Here is a 17,840-nt window from a genome sequence, read left to right on the forward strand (position 1 = left end):
CATCGGCCCACCGCCGGCAGCGGGATCAGCCCGCGACAAGTCCGATCACGAGACCTTTCGACAGACCCGCAAGCTGGTGAACACGCCGGCCTGGACCCGGGCCATCGCCGACGCCGACCTGTCGGGGCGTGAGGGACTGAAGAGCTTTTCCTGCGCCGCCGGCGTCACGATCAGCCCGGACGCCACCCCGACCCTGGCCCGCCTGCTAATGCGGATGACCAGCGACGCGGCCCTGCTCTACCGGCCCGCCAAGGCGCAGTACCAGCGGCCACGCCCGCCCGTCGGCAACAGCCAGCCCATCTGTGTGCCACGCGAGTCCTGGATCCAGACCGACGGGTCCTACCCCTCGGGCCACAGCCTGATCGGCTGGTCCTGGGCGCTGGTGATCGCGGATGCCGCCCCGCAGCAGGCCAGCCAGGTCCTGGCCCGTGGCCGCGCGTTCGGCGACAGCCGGGTGATCTGCGGGGTGCACTTCCCGAGCGATGTCGAGGCCGGCCGCTATCTGGGCTCGGTTCTGGTCTCGCGCCTGCAGTCAGACCCGGCCTTCCGGGCCGACCTGGAGACGGCCCGCGCCGAAGTCGCCGCCTCGCGAGCCAGCGGGCCGCCGGCCGGGTGCGCTCAATAGGGAGCGCTCCGCTCAGGCCGGCCTTGGGCTGGCCAGGGCGGTATAGAGCTCGGGCCGGCGGTCGCGGAAGAAGCCCCAGGCCGCCCGGTGGGTCTGCAGGAAGTCGAGATCGAAGCTCGCCGCCACCAGGCCTTCGTCGTCGCGGCCCAGCTCGCTGACCAGATCGCCGCGATGGTTGGCGATGAAGCTGGAGCCGTAGAACTGCTGTCCGCCGTTGGGATAGCCGTCCCAGGGCTCAAAGCCGATGCGGTTGGCCCCGATCACCGGGATCACGTTGCTGACCGCATGGCCCTGCATGGCCCGCCGCCACGGCAGGGCCGTGTCGAGGCTGGCATCATGCGGCTCGCTGCCGATGGCGGTCGGATAGAACAGGGCCTCGGCCCCCATCAGGGCCATGGCCCGGGCGCATTCGGGGTACCACTGGTCCCAGCAGATACCGACCCCCAGACGTCCAAAGCGGGTGTCCCAGACCCGGAAGCCGGTGTCGCCGGGCCGGAAATAGTACTTCTCCATATAGCCCGGGCCGTCAGGGATATGGCTCTTGCGATAGACGCCCAACAGGCTGCCGTCGGCGTCGGCCATCACCAGGCTGTTGAAATAGTGCGGGCCTTCCTTCTCGAAAATCGAGATCGGGATGACCACGCCCAGCTCACCGGCCAGGGGCGCGATGGCCTTGACCACCGGATGCTCGCGCCACGGATGGGCTTCCGCAAACCAGCGCTCTTCCTGGGCGACGCAGAAATAGGGCCCCTGGAACAGCTCGGAGGGCAGGATGACCTGGGCTCCGCCGGCGGCGGCCTGCCGGATGAAGGCTTCAGTCTTCTTGATATTGGCCTGCAGATCCATGCCGTACGCGGTCTGGATCGCAGCGACGTTCAGGGTCCGGGTCATGCGGGCTCCTGCTGGCTGATGCAGTGGAACGAGCCGCCACCCGTCAGGATCGCGGTCGACGGCAGGCCGATCACCTGGCGTTCGGGGAACAGGCCGCTGATCACCTCGACGGCGAAGGCCCCGGACTCTTCAGCATAGATCGGCACGATGACCGCCTCGTTGGCGATCAGGAAATTCATGTGCGAGGCGGGGATGATCTCGCCGTCCTCGTCGAGGATCTTGCCGGGCGACGGGATACGGACCACCTGCAGGGGCGAGCCGCGGCTGTCGGTCATGCCGGCCAGGGTGCGGGCCGTCTCGGCATAGACCTCGGCATTGGGATCATCGGCCCCGAACGCCATCGGGCAGGCCACGACACCCGGGGCGACGAAGCGGGCCAGATTGTCGACATGGCCGTCGGTATGGTCATTCAGCAGGCCGTCGCCCAGCCACAGCACCTTCCTGGCCCCGAGGGCCTCGGCCAGCGCCGTCGAGGCCGCCGCCTCGGTCCAGTCGCCGTTGCGGTTGGGGTTGAGCAGGCACTGGCGGGTCGTCAGCAGGGTGCCCAGACCGTCATGGTCCAGGGCCCCGCCCTCAAGCACGAAGCCGTTGCGACGCAGTTCGACGCCCGAGGCGGCGGCGATCTGCTCGGCGACGATGTCATCGCCCTCGAGGTCGTACTTGCCGCCCCAGCCGTTGAAGCGGAAGCCGGCGGCGAACGGCCCACGCGCGGTCTCGACGAAGATCGGCCCGGTATCGCGCAACCAGATGTCGCCGAACTGGCCGCGGACATATTCGACCGTGGTGTCGGACAGCAGGGCGCGGGCCGCCGCCTCGGCCTCGTCGCCGACCACCATCAGGCGGACGCGCTCGCCGCCGGGACCGGCCAGGGCGCGGGCCAGGGCCGCCACCTCGCCCTGGGCCTGTTCAAGATCTTCCTGCCACAGCTCGGCATGGCTGGGAAAACCCAGCCACATGGCGCGATGCGGTGCCCACTCAGCGGGAACGGTCGGGGTCATGGTCGGAGCCTGGATCAAAACGGGAGGCGCAAATGGCCCCTGGCGAACCGGGGGTCAAGCGAGGGTTCTAGCAAAAGCCTGCGACAAAACAAAAAGGGCGGCCCGTTGCGGGGCCGCCCTTCCGTTCGTTTCGAAAAACGGACGCTTAGAACTTCGTGGTCAGCGTGACCTGATAGGTCCGCGGGAAGCCGATCGCGTAGGTCGGCGAGGACGCCGACGAACCGGTCAGGGCCACAGCGTTGCTGCGCGAGCTGATGTTGCCGAAGTAGGTTTCGTCGAACAGGTTCTTCACGTTGGCCTGGACATAGGTGCCCTTGCCGCCGACCGGCAGGTCGTAGCGCAGGCTGGCATTGACCAGGGTGTACGAGGAAACCTTCTCGTCGTTGACGTCGGTCGAGAAGCGCTCGCCGGTGTACTTCAGGTCCATCGACAGGCGCAGGGCCTCGATGATGTTCCAGTCGAAGCCACCGCCGAAGGTGTATTCCGGCGTTTCAACGAAGCGCTTGCCACCGGTCGGCAGTCGGTCACCGGCCGCGTTCAGGCGCAGGTCGCTCTTCAGGGTGCTGTGGTTGTACGAGAACGAACCGAAGACGCTCAGATACTCTTCCAGGTTCCACGACACCTGGGCGTCGAGGCCGTAGCCCTTGGCATCGCCGACGTTGCGGTCGACCGAGACGCCCAGCTCTTCGTCAAAGGCGGTGACGATGCGGTTCTCGAACTGGTTGGCCCACAGGGCCACCTGGGCGGCGACGTCCGGGGTCTGGAAGCGGTAGCCGACGTCGACGGCCTTGGTGGTTTCCGGCTGCACGCCCGGATTGGCGACCGAGTTATCGGCCAGGCGCTTGACGGTGTAGAGGCTGTCCGTACGCGGAGCCGACAGGCCTTCAGCATAGCTGGCATAGACATAGTGGCTCTTGGCCAGCTCATAGTTGACGCCGATGTTCGGCAGAACGGCGTCGTACTTCTTCTCAGTCGAGTAGGGCTTGATGAACTGGGTCGTGGACGTCCCGAAGGTCACGTTGCCGTTGGCCAGGGTGGCGGTCGGGGCTTCGGTGGTGCAGCGCACGTTGCTCGAACCGTCCTGCGAGTAGCAGTACTGGTTCAGTTCGCGCTTGAAGAACGGCGCACGGACGCCGGCGACGACCGTCAGCTTGTCTTCCAGGAACTCGCCGCGATATTCGACCGAGATCTGGTTCAGGTTGGCGATCGAGAAACGGTCGCGGTTGCGCAGGAAGCTGCCGTCCGAACCGAAGACCTTCTGGCCGTTGCCGTCCTTGCCGCCGAACACGTTGGTGGTCGTGCCGTCAGCCTTCAGGCTGGTGAATTCACCGGTCTGGCGGTGACGACCGAAGTCGCCCGTATAACCGACGCGAACGCGCTGGGTGTCATTGATGTCCCAGATCAGCGACGAGGTCAGGCCGTAGCGGCGGGTATTGGTCACCGACGGGGTGAAGAAGGCCACCGTGTCAGAAGTATCGCCGTCGCCGTTCAGGTCCTTGCCGTTCGCCGAGGTGCCCTTAACGCGACCGTCGGTCTCGCTGATGGTGCCCAACTGGCTACCGCCGTCGGCCAGCACGTACTGGAACGACGGATCAAACGTGAAGCGCAGGTTTTCCTTGATGTGGTACAGGAACTGGCCGCGGATGTTGCCGGTGTTCGACGGGTTGACCTGGCGGCCGTAGAAGTCCGAGCAGTTGCCGGGGATGACCGGCGCCGTCTCGGTGATGGTCCGGGCCGAGGTGCTCAGCACGCGGTTGGTGCAGGTGTCGGAGAAGTCCAGCTCGCGACCGAAGGCGCGGAACTCCGCCAGGGTCATGGCGCGGTAGTTGTTGTTGCGGTTCTCGTTGTAGTGGAAGGCCAGGCTGGCGAAGTCGCCATTGCCCAGGCTCTGATAGAAGCGGGCATTGTACTGCTGCTTCTCGAGCGAGCCCTTGCCCTTGAACTTGTCGTAGTTCTGGGTCGAGGCAGCGAACCAGGCCTTGGTGTTCCAGGGCCCGAACTCGCCGGTTTCAACCTTGGCGAAGGCGCGGAAATAGCTGTCGCTGCCGAACGAGGCGCGGGCCATGCCGCCGAACTCGTTGCCGGGAACGGCGGTGACGTAGTTGATCGTGCCGCCGACGGCCGAGGCGGTCGGGCTGTCGACGTCGGTCGTGCCCATGTTGACCGAGGCGCGGCTGATCAGTTCGCCGTCCAGCTGCTGGTTGGTGAAGATCGCATAGTTGCCGGTGTCGTTCAGCGGAATGCCGTCGAAGGTCAGCGAGATGCGGTTACCGTCGAAGCCGCGCAGGCGCACGTTGCCGCCCGACGAGCCGTACGGGTCAGTGTTGGTGAAGCTGAGGCCCGGCGTCAGGTTCAGGGTGTCCAGGATGGTCTGACCAGCCTGTTGCTTGTCGATGTATTCCTGGGTGATCGTCGACTTCGACTTGGGGGCTGTCTCGGCGACCAGGCCGGCGACGGCCCTCGGGCCGGTCGTGGCGGTGACGACCACACCTTCAACTTCGTTGGCCTGCGAGGCCGTCGACTGGGCGAAAGCCGCCGTGGCGCTCAGCAGGCAGCCGACCAGCGCCGTCGAGGCGAGGCAGGCGAATTTCATCGTCTTCATTGTTGGATATCCCCTGTAGTTTGCAGAAAAGCCGCCCGAACCGGCAAAACCATTCGCGTCTTTGGCGCGGGGTTTAACTCAGTTGTTCGACGGTTTGGTGACGCAAAGGCCACGCCCGCCCCGAAAGTGTCACAAATCCGGGGGCATGCAGAAGAATTGGTCAGTTTTCCCTTACTTGGCTAAGGAAAGGTCATGACCCTGACCGAAAATTCCCCGAGCCCGCAGGACCGCACGTGGCGTCGCGCCCTTACGGTGGTCGGCGTGCTGACGATCCTGCGCCTCGTCGCGCTCTTTGTTACGCCGTTCGAGCTGTATCCGGACGAGGCCCAGTACTGGCTGTGGTCGCGCAGCCTGGATTTCGGCTATTTTTCAAAGCCACCCATGATCGCCTGGCTGATCTGGGCCACGACCAGCATCGGCGGCAATGCCGAGGCCTGGGTGCGAGTCTCGGCCCTGACCCTGCATGCGGGGACGGCGCTCATCCTGTTCCAGGTCGCCCGCCGTCTCTATGACTCTCCGACGGCCCTGGCCGCCTGCGCCCTGTACGCCCTGATGCCGGGCATTCAGCTGTCGTCCGGCGTGATCACCACCGACGCACCGCTGCTGTTTTTCCTCTCGCTGACGATCTGGGCCTATGTGACGCTGCCGGACAGGGTCGGGCGAGCTCGCATCCTGACCGCCGCCGGACTGGGCGCGGCCCTCGGCGCGGCCTTCCTGTCGAAATATGCTGCGGTTTATGTCCTCGCCGGACTGGCCGCCCACCTGGCCGCCTCGCCCGCCGCCCGACGCAGCTGGACGCCCGCCGCCGTCCTGGCGGCCGTCGCCGCCTTCGTCGTGGTGTTCGCGCCGAACGTCCTCTGGAACCTCAGCCACCACTTCGCCACCGTGGAGCACACTGCCGCCAATGCCAACTGGAACGCCCGGTCGCTGTTCAACGTCCGTGAGCTGATTGAATTTGTCGGCTCGCAGTTCGGGGTATTTGGCCCGATCCCCTTCGCCGTCCTGGCCGGCGGCACGATCGTCCTGTCGGTCCGCCGTCGCCTGCTGCCCGCCGACATGGTGCTGCTGTGCCTGGTCCTGCCGCCCCTGCTGACGGTCAGCGCCCAGGCCTTCGTCTCGCGCGCCAATGCCAACTGGGCCGGCGTGTCCTATGTGGCCGGCGCGATCCTGGCAGCCGCCTGGCTGGTGCGCTGGCAGGCCCGCCGCTGGCTGATCGCCGCCATCACCCTGCAGGCGGTGTTCGCGGCGGTGTTCATGCTGTGCATGGTCAATCCCCGAGTCGCAGACTCGATCGGGGTTGCCAACAGCTTCAAGCGCGTGCGCGGCTGGGAGTCAGGCGTCCAGGCCATCATCAAGCGGGCGCAGGAGGAGCAGCTTCGGGGCGGCCTGACCGCCGTGGCCATGGACGACCGCTTCCTGTTCAACATCGCCGCCTATTACGGCCGCGACTATTTCGGCCAGAACGGCGCGCCGCCGCTGAAGATGTGGGTGCATGAAGCCCGGCCGCAGAACCAGGCCGAGACCGAGGCGCCGCTGGATGCGGCCCTGGGCCGGCGGACCCTGATCGCCAGCCTCGAGGGGGTTTACCGCGCCGAGATCGAGCAGGATTTCGCCCGCACCTCGGGCCTCGAGATCGTCCGCGTCCGCCTCGACCGCAAGCAGGTCCGCCGCACGGACCTGTTCGTGGCCGAAGGCTTCCAGCCTGTGCCGCGCGATCCGGTGACCGGCCTGCCGCCCAAGCCGAAGGGCAAATAGGTCTGTCATCCGGGCGCACTCCGGCGAACGCCGGGGGCAGACCCGGGACCGCAACAGGCTCAGGGCTTACGGCTGTTCCGGGTCTGCGCGCTTCGCACCCGGCTCGCGGGCCGGGGCATGACAGGTTTAGAGAGCCACCTCGAACGCCGCCTCGGTCTTGGCGGTGATCTCGTCGACGGTCACGCCGGGAGCCAGTTCGACAAGCCGGACCGGGGTCTTGCCGCGGTTGATCTCGAACACGCCGAGCTCGGTGATCAGCAGATCCACCACGCCCGCGCCGGTCAGCGGCAGGGAACAGGCCTTCAGTAGCTTGGGCGCGCCGGACTTCTCGCAGTGGTCCATCACGACCACCACGCGCTTGACGCCGGCGACCAGGTCCATGGCCCCGCCCATGCCCTTGACCATCTTGCCGGGCACCATCCAGTTGGCGAGGTCACCCTTTTCCGAGACCTGCATGCCGCCCAGGATCGACAGGGCGATATGGCCGCCGCGGATCATGGCGAAGCTGTCGGCGCTGGAGAAATAGGAGCTGCTGTCCAGTTCGGTGATGGTCTGCTTGCCGGCATTGATCAGGTCGGCGTCTTCCTCGCCCTCATAGGGGAAGGGGCCCATGCCCAGCATGCCGTTCTCACTCTGCAGCGTCACGTGCATGCCCTCGGGGATATGATTGGCCACCAGGGTCGGAATGCCGATGCCGAGGTTGACATAGAAGCCGTCCTGCAGCTCCCGGGCCGCGCGGGCGGCGACGTCATCGCGGGTCCAGGCCATCAGGCTTGCTCCTTGGCGGTCTCGCGCGGACGGGTGGTGACCCGCTCGATGCGCTTTTCGAACTTGGCCCCCTTCAGCACGCGGTCGACATAGATGCCGGGGGTGTGGATGTTGTCCTTGTCGAGTGCGCCGATGGCGACGACCTCCTCGACCTCGGCGACCGTGGCCTTGCCGGCCGTGGCCATCATCGGATTGAAGTTCCGGGCGGTCTTTCGATAGATCAGGTTGCCCTCGGCGTCAGCCTTCCAGGCCTTGACGATGGCCAGGTCGGCGACCAGGCCCCGCTCCATCACATAGAGTTCGCCGTCAAACTCACGCACTTCCTTGCCCTCGGCGACCAGGGTGCCGACCCCGGTGCGGGTAAAGAAGGCCGGGATGCCTGCGCCACCGGCCCGGATGCGTTCAGCCAGCGTGCCCTGAGGATTGAACTCCAGTTCCAGCTCGCCACTCAGGTAGAGCTGTTCGAACAGCTTGTTCTCCCCCACATAGGAGCTGATCATCTTCTTGATCTGGCGGTTCTCCAGCAGGATGCCCAAGCCAAAGCCATCGACACCGCAATTGTTGGAGACGACCGTGAGGTCCTTCACCCCCGTCTCGCGGATCGCCGCGATCAGGTTTTCCGGAATGCCGCAGAGCCCGAAGCCCCCGGCCATGATGGTCATGCCGTCGAACAGCAGCCCCGACAGGGCTTCGACTGCATCCTTGCTCAGCTTGTCGACCATGGGTCCTCCGTGTCGGGGTGACGCTTCCGGCGAGACCTCTCGCCCGGCGAACGCCGAAATTCAACCCTTGATGAATAAATTTTCGATGCTTGGAGAGCGGGCTTGACCACCCTTCCTAACACCGGTGCCGCCGCGCCCGCCACCTCCGGCGTGCTGCTGGTCCTGGCCCATCCCGCCCTTGAGCGTTCCCGCGCCAACCGGGCCCTGGCCAAAGCAGCCAAGGGCCTGTCGGGCGTCACCTTCCGCGATCTCTATGAGACCTATCCGGACTTCGCGATCGACATCGAGACCGAGCAGGCCGCCCTGGTCGCCCACGACGTGATCGCCCTGCAGTTTCCGCTCTACTGGTATTCGACCCCGGCCCTGCTGAAGGAGTGGCTGGATCTGGTCTGGCTGCACGGCTTTGCCTATGGCCCGGGCGGTGAGGCCCTGCAGGGCAAGCGCCTGTTCGTGGCCTGCACCACCGGAGCCGGGGCCAAGGCCTATCACGCCCACGGCTACAACCGCTTCACCATGGACGAGTTCCTCCGCCCGCTCGAACAGACGGCCCACCTGTGCGGCATGGTCTGGGAGACGCCGTTCGTGGTGCATGGCGCGGCGGTCAAGGACGATGCGGCGCTCAAGGCCGAGGCCGAGCGCTACCGGGCCCGGATCGGCTCGCTGCTGCCCGCCGAAACGGAGGTCTGAACCATGGACTCCTTCCTGATCCAGACCGTCTTCTATCTCGGGGCCGCCGTGATCTCGGTGCCGATCGCCAAGCGCCTGGGCCTCGGCTCGGTGCTGGGCTACCTGATCGCCGGGGTACTGATCGGCCCCCACGCCCTGTCCCTGGTCGGGGCCGAGGGCGACGTCATGAAGTTCGCCGAGTTCGGCGTGGTGATCCTGCTGTTCCTGATCGGGCTGGAGGTGCAGCCCTCGACCCTCTGGGAGATGCGGCGGACCATCTTCGGCTTCGGCGGGGCCCAGGTGGTGGTCACCGCCCTGGCGGTGGCCGGGGTGGCGGTCGTGCTGGGCCTGCCTTGGCAGACCGCGCTCGCCGTCGGTCTGGTGCTGGCCATGTCGTCCACCGCCATCGTCCTGCAGACCCTCGACGAGAAGGGCCTGAGGCAGGGACCGGTCGGCCGCGCCGCCTTCGGCGTGCTGCTGTTGCAGGACCTGGCGGTGATCCCGCTGTTTGCCCTGCTGCCCCTGCTGGCTACGGTGGCCCCGACCACCGCCGGCGAGGCCGGGGGCCATGGCGCCAGCCTGATGACCCATCTGCCGATCTGGGCCCAGATCGCGTCGGTCTTCGCCGCCGTGGCGGCCGTGGTCGGCGGCGGCCGATATCTGGTCCGCCCCCTGTTCCGGTTCATTGCCGAAAGCCGGCTGCGCGAGATCTTCACGGCCGCGGCCCTGCTGATCGTGGTCGGCGTGGCCAGCCTGATGCAGATGGTCGGCCTGTCGCCCGCCCTCGGGGCCTTCCTGGCCGGGGTGGTGCTGGCCGAAAGCGAATTCCGGCGCGAGCTGGAGACCGACATCGAGCCGTTCCGGGGCCTGCTGCTGGGCCTGTTCTTCATCACGGTCGGGGCCGGCGTCGACCTGCCGCTGATCGCACACAAGCCCCTGACCCTGCTCGGCCTGGTGCTGGGCCTGATGACCCTGAAGTTCCTGGTCATGCTGGGTCTGGCCCGGCTGTTCGGCGCGCCCATGCGGGGAGCCGCCGCCGTCGCCACCGCCCTGGCCCAGGGCGGGGAGTTTGCCTTCGTGCTGCTGACCTTCACGGTCGGGGCCGGGGTGATCGGGGCCCCGCTCGCGGCCCTGCTGACCGCCGCCGTCGCCGTCTCCATGGCCCTCACCCCTCTGGCCATGATGCTTTACGAGCGGATCGCTGCCGCCCTTGATGCCGCCGTACCGGATGTGACCCCCGACACCGGGGCTTTCGACGAAGGCGAGCCGGATATCATCATCGCCGGCTTCGGCCGCTTTGGTCAGATCACCGGCCGCCTGCTGACCGCCAACGGCTTCCGCTCGACGGTGCTGGACAGCGATATCGAGCAGATCGACCTGCTGCGCCGCTTCGGACGTCGGGTGCACTATGGTGACGCCACCCGCATGGATCTCCTGCGCGCCGCCGGCATCGAGCGGGCCCGGATGCTGATCGTGGCCCTGGACGACCGCGAAAAGACCGTCGAACTGGTCGAGACGGCCCGCAAGGCCTTTCCTGACCTGGTGATTCTGGCCCGGGCCTGGGACCGCCGCCACGCCTATGACCTGCTGGCCAACGGGGCCGATGCGGTCGAGCGCGAAACCTTCGAATCGGCGCTGTCGCTGGGCACCACCGCCCTGCAGAAGCTGGGTTTCCGGGCCCACCGGGCCCACCGCGCGGCCTCATTCTTCCGCCGTCACGACCGCCGCAGCTTCGAGGAGCTGCGGCCCATGTGGGGGCAGGAGGAGGCCTATATCCTGGCCTCGCGCGATGCGGCCAAGACCATGGAACGCCTGCTGGCCGCCGACCTGTCCCGCCTGCGCCCCGGCGATGCCGGCGGGGCCTGGGACACCGCCAGCCTGGAACAGGAACTGCGCGAACGGGCCGAGAAGGAAGGGGCGGAGTAGGGCGATCACTTGCCCCCTCCGCGCCGGAGCCTGTCCTCGGGCGTGCGCTTCGCGCGACCCGGGGGGCGCTCCTCCCCCGGAGGGGAAAGATGATCTCATCCGCCCCCTACGGGGGCGGACGACCGCGAAGCGGTCAGGTGGGGGCAAGTGTTCTCCCCACCTGTTGCAACCCGGCTACGTCACCGGACGCAGAACGATCTCAACCCGGCGGTTCTGGCTGCGGCCTTCGGCGGTGGCGTTGTCAGCGATCGGCTGGCGCTCGCCCATACCGGCGACGAACACCCGGTCGCCCAGAACCCGGCCTGAATTGATCAGATAGCTGGCCACCGAGCTGGCGCGGCGCTCCGACAGGGTCTGGTTGTAGTCGTCCGGACCGCTGCTGTCGGCATGGCCGACCACGTCGATCGTGGTCTGGGGATAGGCGTTCAGGGTGCGGGCCACGTCGTCGAGCACCGTCAGGAACTGCGGCTGCACCTCGGACTTGTCGACCGCGAAGGTCACGTCGCTGGGCATGACCAGCACGATCTGATCGCCGTTGCGGCGGATGGCCACGCCCGAGCCTTCCAGGCTGCGGCGGAAGTCGGCCTGCTGGCGGTCCATGTAGTTGCCGACCGTACCGCCGGCCAGGGCCCCGATGCCGGCCCCGATCAGGGCGTTCTTGCGGCCTTGCTCGCCCGAATTGGTGTTGGTGAGATAGCCCAGCAGGGCCCCGGCCGCCGCACCGCTGATCACGCCGGTGCCCGTGTTGTTGCGGACCGGCATGCCCGTGTAGGGATCGGTCGTCGTGCAGGCGGTCAGGGCCGAGGCGCCCAGCAACAGGGCGATCATCGCGGTCTTCTTCATCATGGCCGTCGTGTTCCGTATAACTGTGGCGCGATCACGCGCCTAGATCGTTGAGAAGGCAAACGCCTGTTCCATGGTCAAGTTCCATCATCCGACATGACCCGGCGATGAACGGCTCTTCGCTCGGACGCGATCCCGGTGTAGTAAGCCGGGACTTACTAATCTCCCGACTGACTTTTTGAGGCTCTGCGTCCCGTGTCCACCTCTGCCATCGAACCGGTCTCGTTCACCCTGTACCACAAGGACTTCGCCGGCTTCGCCCAGGCCCTGGGCGCATCGTTCGAGCGCTACGGCTTTGCGGTGCTGTCGGAATACGACATGGACCAGGACCGCATCGACGCGGCGATCGCCGACGCAAAGGCGTTCTTCGCCCTGCCGGTCGACACCAAGAAGCAGTATGCCGGGATCAAGGGCGGGGCCCGCGGCTATATCCCGTTCGGGGTCGAGACCGCCAAGGGCGCGACCCATCACGACCTGAAGGAATTCTGGCACATGGGTCGCGACCTGCCGCCCGGCCACCGCTTCCGTGCCACCATGGCCGACAATGTCTGGCCGGCCGAAATCCCGGCCTTCAAGCATGATGTCAGCTGGTTCTACAACGCGCTCGACAGCATGGGCGGCAAGGTTCTGGAAGCCATCGCCACCTATCTGAAGCTGGACCGCCATTTCTTCGCGCCGACCATCGAGAACGGCAACAGCGTGCTGCGCCTGCTGCACTATCCGCCGATCCCGATCGACGCGACGGGCGTCCGGGCTGGAGCCCATGGCGACATCAACACCATCACCCTGCTGATGGGGGCCGAGGAAGGCGGGCTCGAACTGCTGGACCGCAACGGCGACTGGCTGCCGATCAACCCGCCGCCCGGCTGTATCGTGATCAATATCGGCGACATGCTCGAGCGGCTGACCAATCACGTCCTGCCCTCGACGATCCACCGCGTGCAGAACCCGCCGCCGGAGCGCCGCCACATCCCGCGCTATTCGACGCCGTTCTTCCTGCATTTTGCGTCGGACTACGAGATCAGGACCCTGCCCGGCTGCATCACGCCGGACAATCCGGACCGCTATCCGGAGTCGATCACGGCCGATGAGTTCCTTCAGCAGCGGCTGCGCGAGATCAAGCTGGCCTGACCTGGCCTAGAAGTCGACCGCCACGCCCTTGCGTTCCCAGTCGCCGTAGCGCGTCGGCTCGGGACCGTCGCGGCCGCCCTTTTCCTCGGCCAGGGCCACAGCCTCGGCCTGGGCCCGGCGCGCGGCGGCCTCCTCCAGGGCCCGCACGGCGGCGGGGGTCAGAACCTTGTCGGGCGCGGCGTTCGGCGGGGTGTTTTCAATCTCGGACATGCGCCTTGCATAGCACAAGACCTGCGACGGATCATCCAAGCCCCTTGCGTTCAGCCCCATCGCAGGGCACGGCGGGGCGGTGACTCAAGAACTCAATGACGGCCTGCCCGCCCGGGAAGCCGCACTTACCCTCATCGACGCGGCCCTGTCGCGTCGCGGCGGCCTCGACGAAGCCGCATCGGCCCACGGCTTCCGGTTCCTGGAGCCGCGCGAGCGGGCCTTTGCCCGCGCCCTGGCCATGGCCGCCCTGCGCCGCCTGGGCCCCATCGACCGGGCCCTGTCGGCCAAGCTGCAGAAGGAGCCGCCGCCCCGGGTCCGCAACCTGCTGCGCCTCGGTGCCGTCCAGGCCTTCTATCTGGAAGTCCCCGCCTTCGCTGCGGTCGCCACCAGCGTCGAGATGGCCGGGGCCAACAAGACCAGCCGGCCGTTCAAGGGCCTGGTCAATGCCGTGTTGCGCGGCCTGCTGCGCGACGGCCCGCCGTCGGACGATCCCGAACACCTGGCCCCGCCCTGGCTTTTTGCCCGCTGGACCGGAGCCTTCGGCCCCGAGACTGCCCGCGCCGTCGCCTCGGAAATCGCCAACGAACCGGCCACCGACCTGTCGCTGAAGGACCCGGCCCTGGCCGCGAGCTGGGCCGAGCGCCTGGAAGGCGAGAGCCTGCCCGGCGGCACCCTGCGTCTGGCCCGCAAGGGCGACGTCGCCGCCTGGCCGGGCTTCGAGGAGGGCGGCTGGTGGGTGCAGGACGCCGCAGCCGCCATCCCGGCCCGCCTGCTGGACGTGAAGCCCGGCCAGACCGCCGTCGACCTGTGCGCCGCGCCCGGCGGCAAGACGCTGCAGCTGGCTGCGGCCGGGGCAACCGTCACCGCCGTCGACCGCTCGGCCGCCCGGCTGGAGCGCCTGACCGACAATTTCCGGCGCATGGACCTGACCGCCGAGGTCGTGGTCGCCGACGCCGCCACCTGGGCCGACACCCGGACCTTTGATGCGGTGCTGCTGGACGCGCCCTGCTCAGCCACCGGCACCTTCCGCCGGCATCCTGACGTCCTGTGGGCGGCCCGCCCCGGCGACGTGGCCAGCCTGGCCGGCGTGCAGGCCCGGCTGCTGGACGCAGCCGCCGACCGCACCGCGCCGGGCGGACGGCTGGTCTATTGCGTCTGCTCGCTCGAACCCGAAGAGGGCGAGGCCCAGGTCGAGGCCTTCCTGGCGCGCCGCCCGGACATGCGTCTGGATCCGGTCCAGCCCGGCGAGGCTGGAGCGCCGGCTGCCAGTCTGACGGCACGCGGCACCCTGCGCCTGCTGCCGCATCACCTCGAAGGCGGCCAGGACGGCTTCTTCGCGGCCCGGTTCGTGCGGATCCCCTAAAGCCGCTCCTCCCGGCGAAAGCCGGGACCCAGATCGAATCCAGAGCGCCAGTCTGGCTGGCTCCGAGACCTGGCGCGTCATCCCCAGACGCCCGGACGGAACCTGGACCCCGGCTTTCGCCGGGGAGAGCGGGGTTTTGAAACGGGATGGCGATCCGACTGCCCTGCCTTGTCCCACGCCGCGACCCCGGTTAAGCCAAGGGCATGACCGCCGCTCCCCTGATCGCCCCGTCCATTCTCGCCTCAGACTTTGCCAAGCTGGGTGCCGAAGTCGCCGCCATTGAAGCGGCCGGCGCCGACTGGGTGCATGTCGATGTCATGGACGGCCACTTCGTGCCGAACATCACGCTCGGCCCCGACATCGTCAAAGCGATCCGGCCGCATGCCAGCATCCCGTTCGACGTCCATCTTATGATCAGTCCGGCTGATCCCTATCTGGAGGCCTTCCGCGCCGCCGGGGCCGACATCATCAGCATCCATCCCGAGGCCGGCCCTCACCTGCACCGCTCGCTGAAGCGGATCCGCGAGCTGGGGGCCAAGGCCGGGGTGGTGTTCAATCCCTCGACCGGCATCGACCATGTCGAATGGATCCTCGAGGATGTCGACCTGCTGCTGGTCATGTCGGTGAACCCGGGCTTCGGCGGCCAGAGCTTCATTCCCGGCCAGCTGCGCAAGGTCGAGGCCCTGCGCAAGATGGTCGACAGGGCCGGCCTCGACATCATCATCGAGGTCGACGGCGGCGTCACCCCGGCCACCGCGCCCCAGTGCGTCGCCGCCGGGGCCACGGCCCTGGTCGCGGGCTCGGCGGTGTTCAAGGGCGGCCCCGAGGCCTATGCCGGCAATATCCGCGCCCTCAAGGGCGGTTGATCGGCCGAGATGGACCTCGAACGCTTCGCTCGCGGCCTGCCCGGACTTCCCGCCCTTCCGCGCGGTGGCGTCCTGTTGCAAGCGATCGGGGCCGAGGTCCGCAGCCATGTCGAACGCGAGTGGTTCGGCGCACCGCCGCACCGGCTGGCGCTCAGCTGGCCCCGCCCCCGGGGGCTCGCCGCCCATCCTCATGATCCGCGGCCGGCCGATGCCGAGCGCGGCCGGCGCATCATCGCCGGGGTCCTGGCCCTGGAGGACGCGGCGCTTCGTCTGGGTGAGGCGGGCGATCCGTTCAACATGCCCAGCCCCTCGCGCCGCTTCGCCGTGGCCCTGCACCGGTTCGCCTGGCTGCCCGAGCTGGTCGCGGCCGGGCCGCCGGGGACGCGCCGGGCCCTGCGGCTGATCGCTGACTGGCGACGGATCTTCAGCCGCTGGAACGGCTTTTCCTGGAGCGGCGAATGCCTGGAGCGGCGGGTGTTTCACCTGGCCTGCGCCGCCCGGGCCCTGGCCTCGGACGCCTCGGACGCTGAAATCGCCGACCTCGCCCTCGACCTCGCCCGGGGCGCAAGACAGCTGCTGAAGGCCTCGGACGCCCCGGATCGCACCTTCGAGCGGGCGGTCATTGTGGCCATCGCCGGCTGCGTGCTGGAGGGGCCGGTCGGCGATCGGCTGATCACGGCCGGGCTGAAGCGTGTCGAACGCGACATGGAGGCGATCGTCCGCCCCGACGGCGGCCATGCCAACCGCTCGCCCGAGGCCGGGGTCGAGCTTTTGTTCGACCTGTTGACCCTCGATGATGCCCTCGGCCAGCGCGGCCGCCCCTCGCCGGAAGGTGTGACCCGCGCCATCGACCGGCTGTCCTCGGCCACCCGGTTCTTTACCCTGGCCGACGGCCATCTGGCCGCCTTCCACGGCGGCGAGGCCCTGCCGCCGGCCCGGATCGCTGCGGCCCTGGCCCATGATGATGCCGGACCGCGCCCGCCGGACACTGCGCGCCACAGCGGCTTCCAGCGCATGCAGGGCGGCAGCCTGCAGGTCATGGCCGACACCGGTCCGCCACCCACCGGGCCTCTCAGCCGCGCCGCCTGCGCCCAGCCGGCCGCCGTCGAGATCGTCTGCGGCAAGGACCGCCTGATCACCAGCTGCGGCTGGAGCCCGGAAGCGCCGGGGGCCCAGGCCTTCCGGCTGTCCGACGCCGCCTCGACCGTTTCGGTCGGCGACGGCTCGGCCGGGCGGCCGCTGTCGGGCTTCCGGGCCCGGGCCCTGGGGCCGTGGCTGGTCGACGGCGCCACCCAGGTCGAGGCCAAGCGCCATGACGCCGAGGGCGGGGTGTGGCTGGACATCACCCACGACGGCTGGAAGCGCCTGGGCCTGACCCATGCCCGCCGGCTGTTTCTAGACGCCGCCGCCGACGAGTTGCGCGGCGAGGACAGCCTCGTGCCGCTGGTCCAGGGCGACGCCGCCGGGCCCCGCCGCTATCTGCCCTTTGCGGTGCGCTTCCACCTGCACCCCGATGCCAACGCCTCACTGGCCCGTGACCGCAAGAGCGTGCTGATCCGGGGGCCCTCGAATGTCGGCTGGTGGCTGCGCAACGACGCGGCCGACGTCGAGATCGCCGCCTCGGCCCATTTCGACCACGGCCACGCCCGCAAGGCCGGCCAGATCGTGCTGAAGAGCCAGGTCCGGCCGGAGGTCGGGGCCAAGATCCGCTGGAAACTGGTCCGGGCGGAGGGGCATTAGGGGGCGGTCTTCGGCCCATGGACCCTTCGCAGTCCGGCTCGGGCGGGTGAAAACACAGATCAGGTCCGAAACCTGAAGCCGGACATGCCCCGATCACCGCCTGCCCCCTTCCTCCATCACGCCAACGGGAAGGGAGAAGACACGGCTTCGCTCCCTCGCGCGTTCGCTGCGATGGTGGTGGGAAGGGCTGCGGAGCGTCCGGGCCTCGCCCGGAGAAAGGGTTTTAAATACCGTTTCGACGAAGTTCAGACGCTCCGCGTGATCGTTCTGTCGGAAGCGTGCGGCGCTCGAGCCCTGTTCGGGCCTCGCCGCCTTGAAGCCTCCGGCGGGCGGACCGGGACGCGACCCCGGTCCGGACTGTGAACCCTTCCAGGTTCACCTGCTGCTCGCCCGACCCCTGCCGTGACGTCGTTTCTGTGATCCACGGCCGACCGCCGCCAGACACGACAGGGTTGGCGGCCCGGAGCCCAGGGCTCTTCCCGCCATCGGTTGAGCTTCCCGCTCGACCACCCCCCGCCGCCGCTTCGGTCGCTGGCCAAGCGCCCTTCCCCGCGACGAGGTGAGGTGATTATGCGGGGGGTTCTGAGCGCGTTTGATTGGCGCGATGGGGATTTTTGTAAGGGTTTGATCGGGTTGGGGTTTGTTTGGCGGGTGATGGGGATTACGTACCGCCTATCCCCATACCCTCCCGTCATTCCCGCCCTTGTGGCGGGAATGACGGGAGGGTATGGGGA

15 protein-coding genes are annotated in these 17,840 nt (G+C 68.1%); 8 read left to right on the top strand and 7 right to left on the bottom strand.

The window, feature by feature from the left end; translation table 11 throughout:
- A partial coding sequence (locus tag DBR10_RS07755; protein WP_233243321.1) for an acid phosphatase occupies positions 1–625 on the top strand: 625 nt, incomplete at its 5' end.
- Between the two features lie 12 nt (positions 626–637).
- On the opposite strand, the gene aguB is transcribed toward DBR10_RS07755, so the two are convergent.
- From aguB to DBR10_RS07770, 3 genes are all read right to left on the bottom strand, one after another.
- A complete protein-coding gene (gene aguB / locus DBR10_RS07760; protein WP_108490375.1) occupies positions 638–1,516 on the bottom strand; it encodes an N-carbamoylputrescine amidase in 879 nt (292 codons plus the stop codon).
- Complete coding sequence (locus DBR10_RS07765) at positions 1,513–2,514, bottom strand: agmatine deiminase family protein (RefSeq protein WP_108503659.1); 1,002 nt, start codon at positions 2,512–2,514, stop codon at positions 1,513–1,515. The genes aguB and DBR10_RS07765 overlap by 4 nt, the downstream gene beginning before the upstream one ends.
- Positions 2,515–2,659: 145 nt before the next feature.
- On the bottom strand, positions 2,660–5,116 hold the full coding sequence (locus tag DBR10_RS07770; RefSeq protein WP_108503660.1) for a TonB-dependent receptor: 2,457 nt from the start codon (positions 5,114–5,116) through the stop codon (positions 2,660–2,662).
- A 192-nt stretch (positions 5,117–5,308) separates the two neighbouring features.
- On the opposite strand from DBR10_RS07770, the gene DBR10_RS07775 reads away from it, so the two are divergent.
- Positions 5,309–6,871: an ArnT family glycosyltransferase gene (locus DBR10_RS07775; RefSeq protein WP_108503661.1), complete on the top strand. Its 1,563-nt coding sequence runs from the start codon at positions 5,309–5,311 to the stop codon at positions 6,869–6,871.
- Positions 6,872–6,997: 126 nt separating this feature from the next.
- On the opposite strand, the gene DBR10_RS07780 is transcribed toward DBR10_RS07775, so the two are convergent.
- Together DBR10_RS07780 and DBR10_RS07785 are read right to left on the bottom strand one after the other, a co-directional pair.
- Positions 6,998–7,639 carry a 3-oxoacid CoA-transferase subunit B gene (locus tag DBR10_RS07780; protein WP_108503662.1) on the bottom strand — a complete coding sequence of 214 codons (642 nt, stop codon included), beginning with the start codon at positions 7,637–7,639 and terminating at the stop codon, positions 6,998–7,000.
- The gene (locus tag DBR10_RS07785; RefSeq protein WP_108503663.1) at positions 7,639–8,361 is read right to left on the bottom strand and encodes a CoA transferase subunit A; all 723 of its coding nucleotides are present in this window, start codon (positions 8,359–8,361) and stop codon (positions 7,639–7,641) included. Before DBR10_RS07785 ends, DBR10_RS07780 begins: the two co-directional genes overlap by 1 nt.
- A gap of 102 nt (positions 8,362–8,463) precedes the next feature.
- Between DBR10_RS07785 and kefF the strand changes: the two genes are divergently transcribed.
- Together kefF and DBR10_RS07795 are read left to right on the top strand one after the other, a co-directional pair.
- The gene (kefF, locus tag DBR10_RS07790) at positions 8,464–9,048 is read left to right on the top strand and encodes a glutathione-regulated potassium-efflux system oxidoreductase KefF (RefSeq protein ID WP_108503664.1); all 585 of its coding nucleotides are present in this window, start codon (positions 8,464–8,466) and stop codon (positions 9,046–9,048) included.
- 3 nt (positions 9,049–9,051) lie between these two features.
- A complete protein-coding gene (locus DBR10_RS07795; protein WP_108503665.1) occupies positions 9,052–10,953 on the top strand; it encodes a monovalent cation:proton antiporter-2 (CPA2) family protein in 1,902 nt (633 codons plus the stop codon).
- A gap of 174 nt (positions 10,954–11,127) precedes the next feature.
- Here DBR10_RS07795 and DBR10_RS07800 read toward each other — a convergent pair whose 3' ends face one another.
- Positions 11,128–11,799, bottom strand: coding sequence for an OmpA family protein (locus DBR10_RS07800; protein WP_108488751.1), 672 nt, complete (start codon positions 11,797–11,799; stop codon positions 11,128–11,130).
- A 192-nt stretch (positions 11,800–11,991) separates the two neighbouring features.
- Between DBR10_RS07800 and DBR10_RS07805 the strand changes: the two genes are divergently transcribed.
- Complete coding sequence (locus DBR10_RS07805) at positions 11,992–12,927, top strand: isopenicillin N synthase family dioxygenase (protein ID WP_108503666.1); 936 nt, start codon at positions 11,992–11,994, stop codon at positions 12,925–12,927.
- Between the two features lie 6 nt (positions 12,928–12,933).
- Here the strand turns inward: DBR10_RS07805 and DBR10_RS07810 are convergent, their stop codons facing one another.
- On the bottom strand, positions 12,934–13,137 hold the full coding sequence (locus DBR10_RS07810; RefSeq protein WP_108503667.1) for a DUF1674 domain-containing protein: 204 nt from the start codon (positions 13,135–13,137) through the stop codon (positions 12,934–12,936).
- A gap of 79 nt (positions 13,138–13,216) precedes the next feature.
- Between DBR10_RS07810 and DBR10_RS07815 the strand changes: the two genes are divergently transcribed.
- The 3 genes from DBR10_RS07815 to DBR10_RS07825 all read left to right on the top strand — a co-directional run bounded on the left by DBR10_RS07815 (position 13,217) and on the right by DBR10_RS07825 (position 17,106).
- Positions 13,217–14,500 carry an RsmB/NOP family class I SAM-dependent RNA methyltransferase gene (locus DBR10_RS07815; protein ID WP_108503668.1) on the top strand — a complete coding sequence of 428 codons (1,284 nt, stop codon included), beginning with the start codon at positions 13,217–13,219 and terminating at the stop codon, positions 14,498–14,500.
- Between the two features lie 203 nt (positions 14,501–14,703).
- The gene (gene rpe, locus DBR10_RS07820) at positions 14,704–15,366 is read left to right on the top strand and encodes a ribulose-phosphate 3-epimerase (RefSeq protein ID WP_108503669.1); all 663 of its coding nucleotides are present in this window, start codon (positions 14,704–14,706) and stop codon (positions 15,364–15,366) included.
- A gap of 9 nt (positions 15,367–15,375) precedes the next feature.
- Positions 15,376–17,106, top strand: coding sequence for a heparinase II/III family protein (locus tag DBR10_RS07825; protein WP_108556245.1), 1,731 nt, complete (start codon positions 15,376–15,378; stop codon positions 17,104–17,106).
- Positions 17,107–17,840 lie beyond the last annotated feature (734 nt).

It is taken from the genome of Caulobacter sp. HMWF025 (assembly GCF_003060965.1).
GTDB lineage: Bacteria > Pseudomonadota > Alphaproteobacteria > Caulobacterales > Caulobacteraceae > Caulobacter.

Coding starts and splice junctions, on each gene's coding strand:
- aguB (WP_108490375.1), bottom strand. CDS start 1,516: ATGACCCGGACCCTGAACGTCGCTGCGATCCAGACCGCGTACGGCATG.
- DBR10_RS07765 (WP_108503659.1), bottom strand. CDS start 2,514: ATGACCCCGACCGTTCCCGCTGAGTGGGCACCGCATCGCGCCATGTGG.
- DBR10_RS07770 (WP_108503660.1), bottom strand. CDS start 5,116: ATGAAGACGATGAAATTCGCCTGCCTCGCCTCGACGGCGCTGGTCGGC.
- DBR10_RS07775 (WP_108503661.1), top strand. CDS start 5,309: ATGACCCTGACCGAAAATTCCCCGAGCCCGCAGGACCGCACGTGGCGT.
- DBR10_RS07780 (WP_108503662.1), bottom strand. CDS start 7,639: ATGGCCTGGACCCGCGATGACGTCGCCGCCCGCGCGGCCCGGGAGCTG.
- DBR10_RS07785 (WP_108503663.1), bottom strand. CDS start 8,361: ATGGTCGACAAGCTGAGCAAGGATGCAGTCGAAGCCCTGTCGGGGCTG.
- DBR10_RS07795 (WP_108503665.1), top strand. CDS start 9,052: ATGGACTCCTTCCTGATCCAGACCGTCTTCTATCTCGGGGCCGCCGTG.
- DBR10_RS07800 (WP_108488751.1), bottom strand. CDS start 11,799: ATGATGAAGAAGACCGCGATGATCGCCCTGTTGCTGGGCGCCTCGGCC.
- DBR10_RS07810 (WP_108503667.1), bottom strand. CDS start 13,137: ATGTCCGAGATTGAAAACACCCCGCCGAACGCCGCGCCCGACAAGGTT.
- rpe (WP_108503669.1), top strand. CDS start 14,704: ATGACCGCCGCTCCCCTGATCGCCCCGTCCATTCTCGCCTCAGACTTT.
- DBR10_RS07825 (WP_108556245.1), top strand. CDS start 15,376: ATGGACCTCGAACGCTTCGCTCGCGGCCTGCCCGGACTTCCCGCCCTT.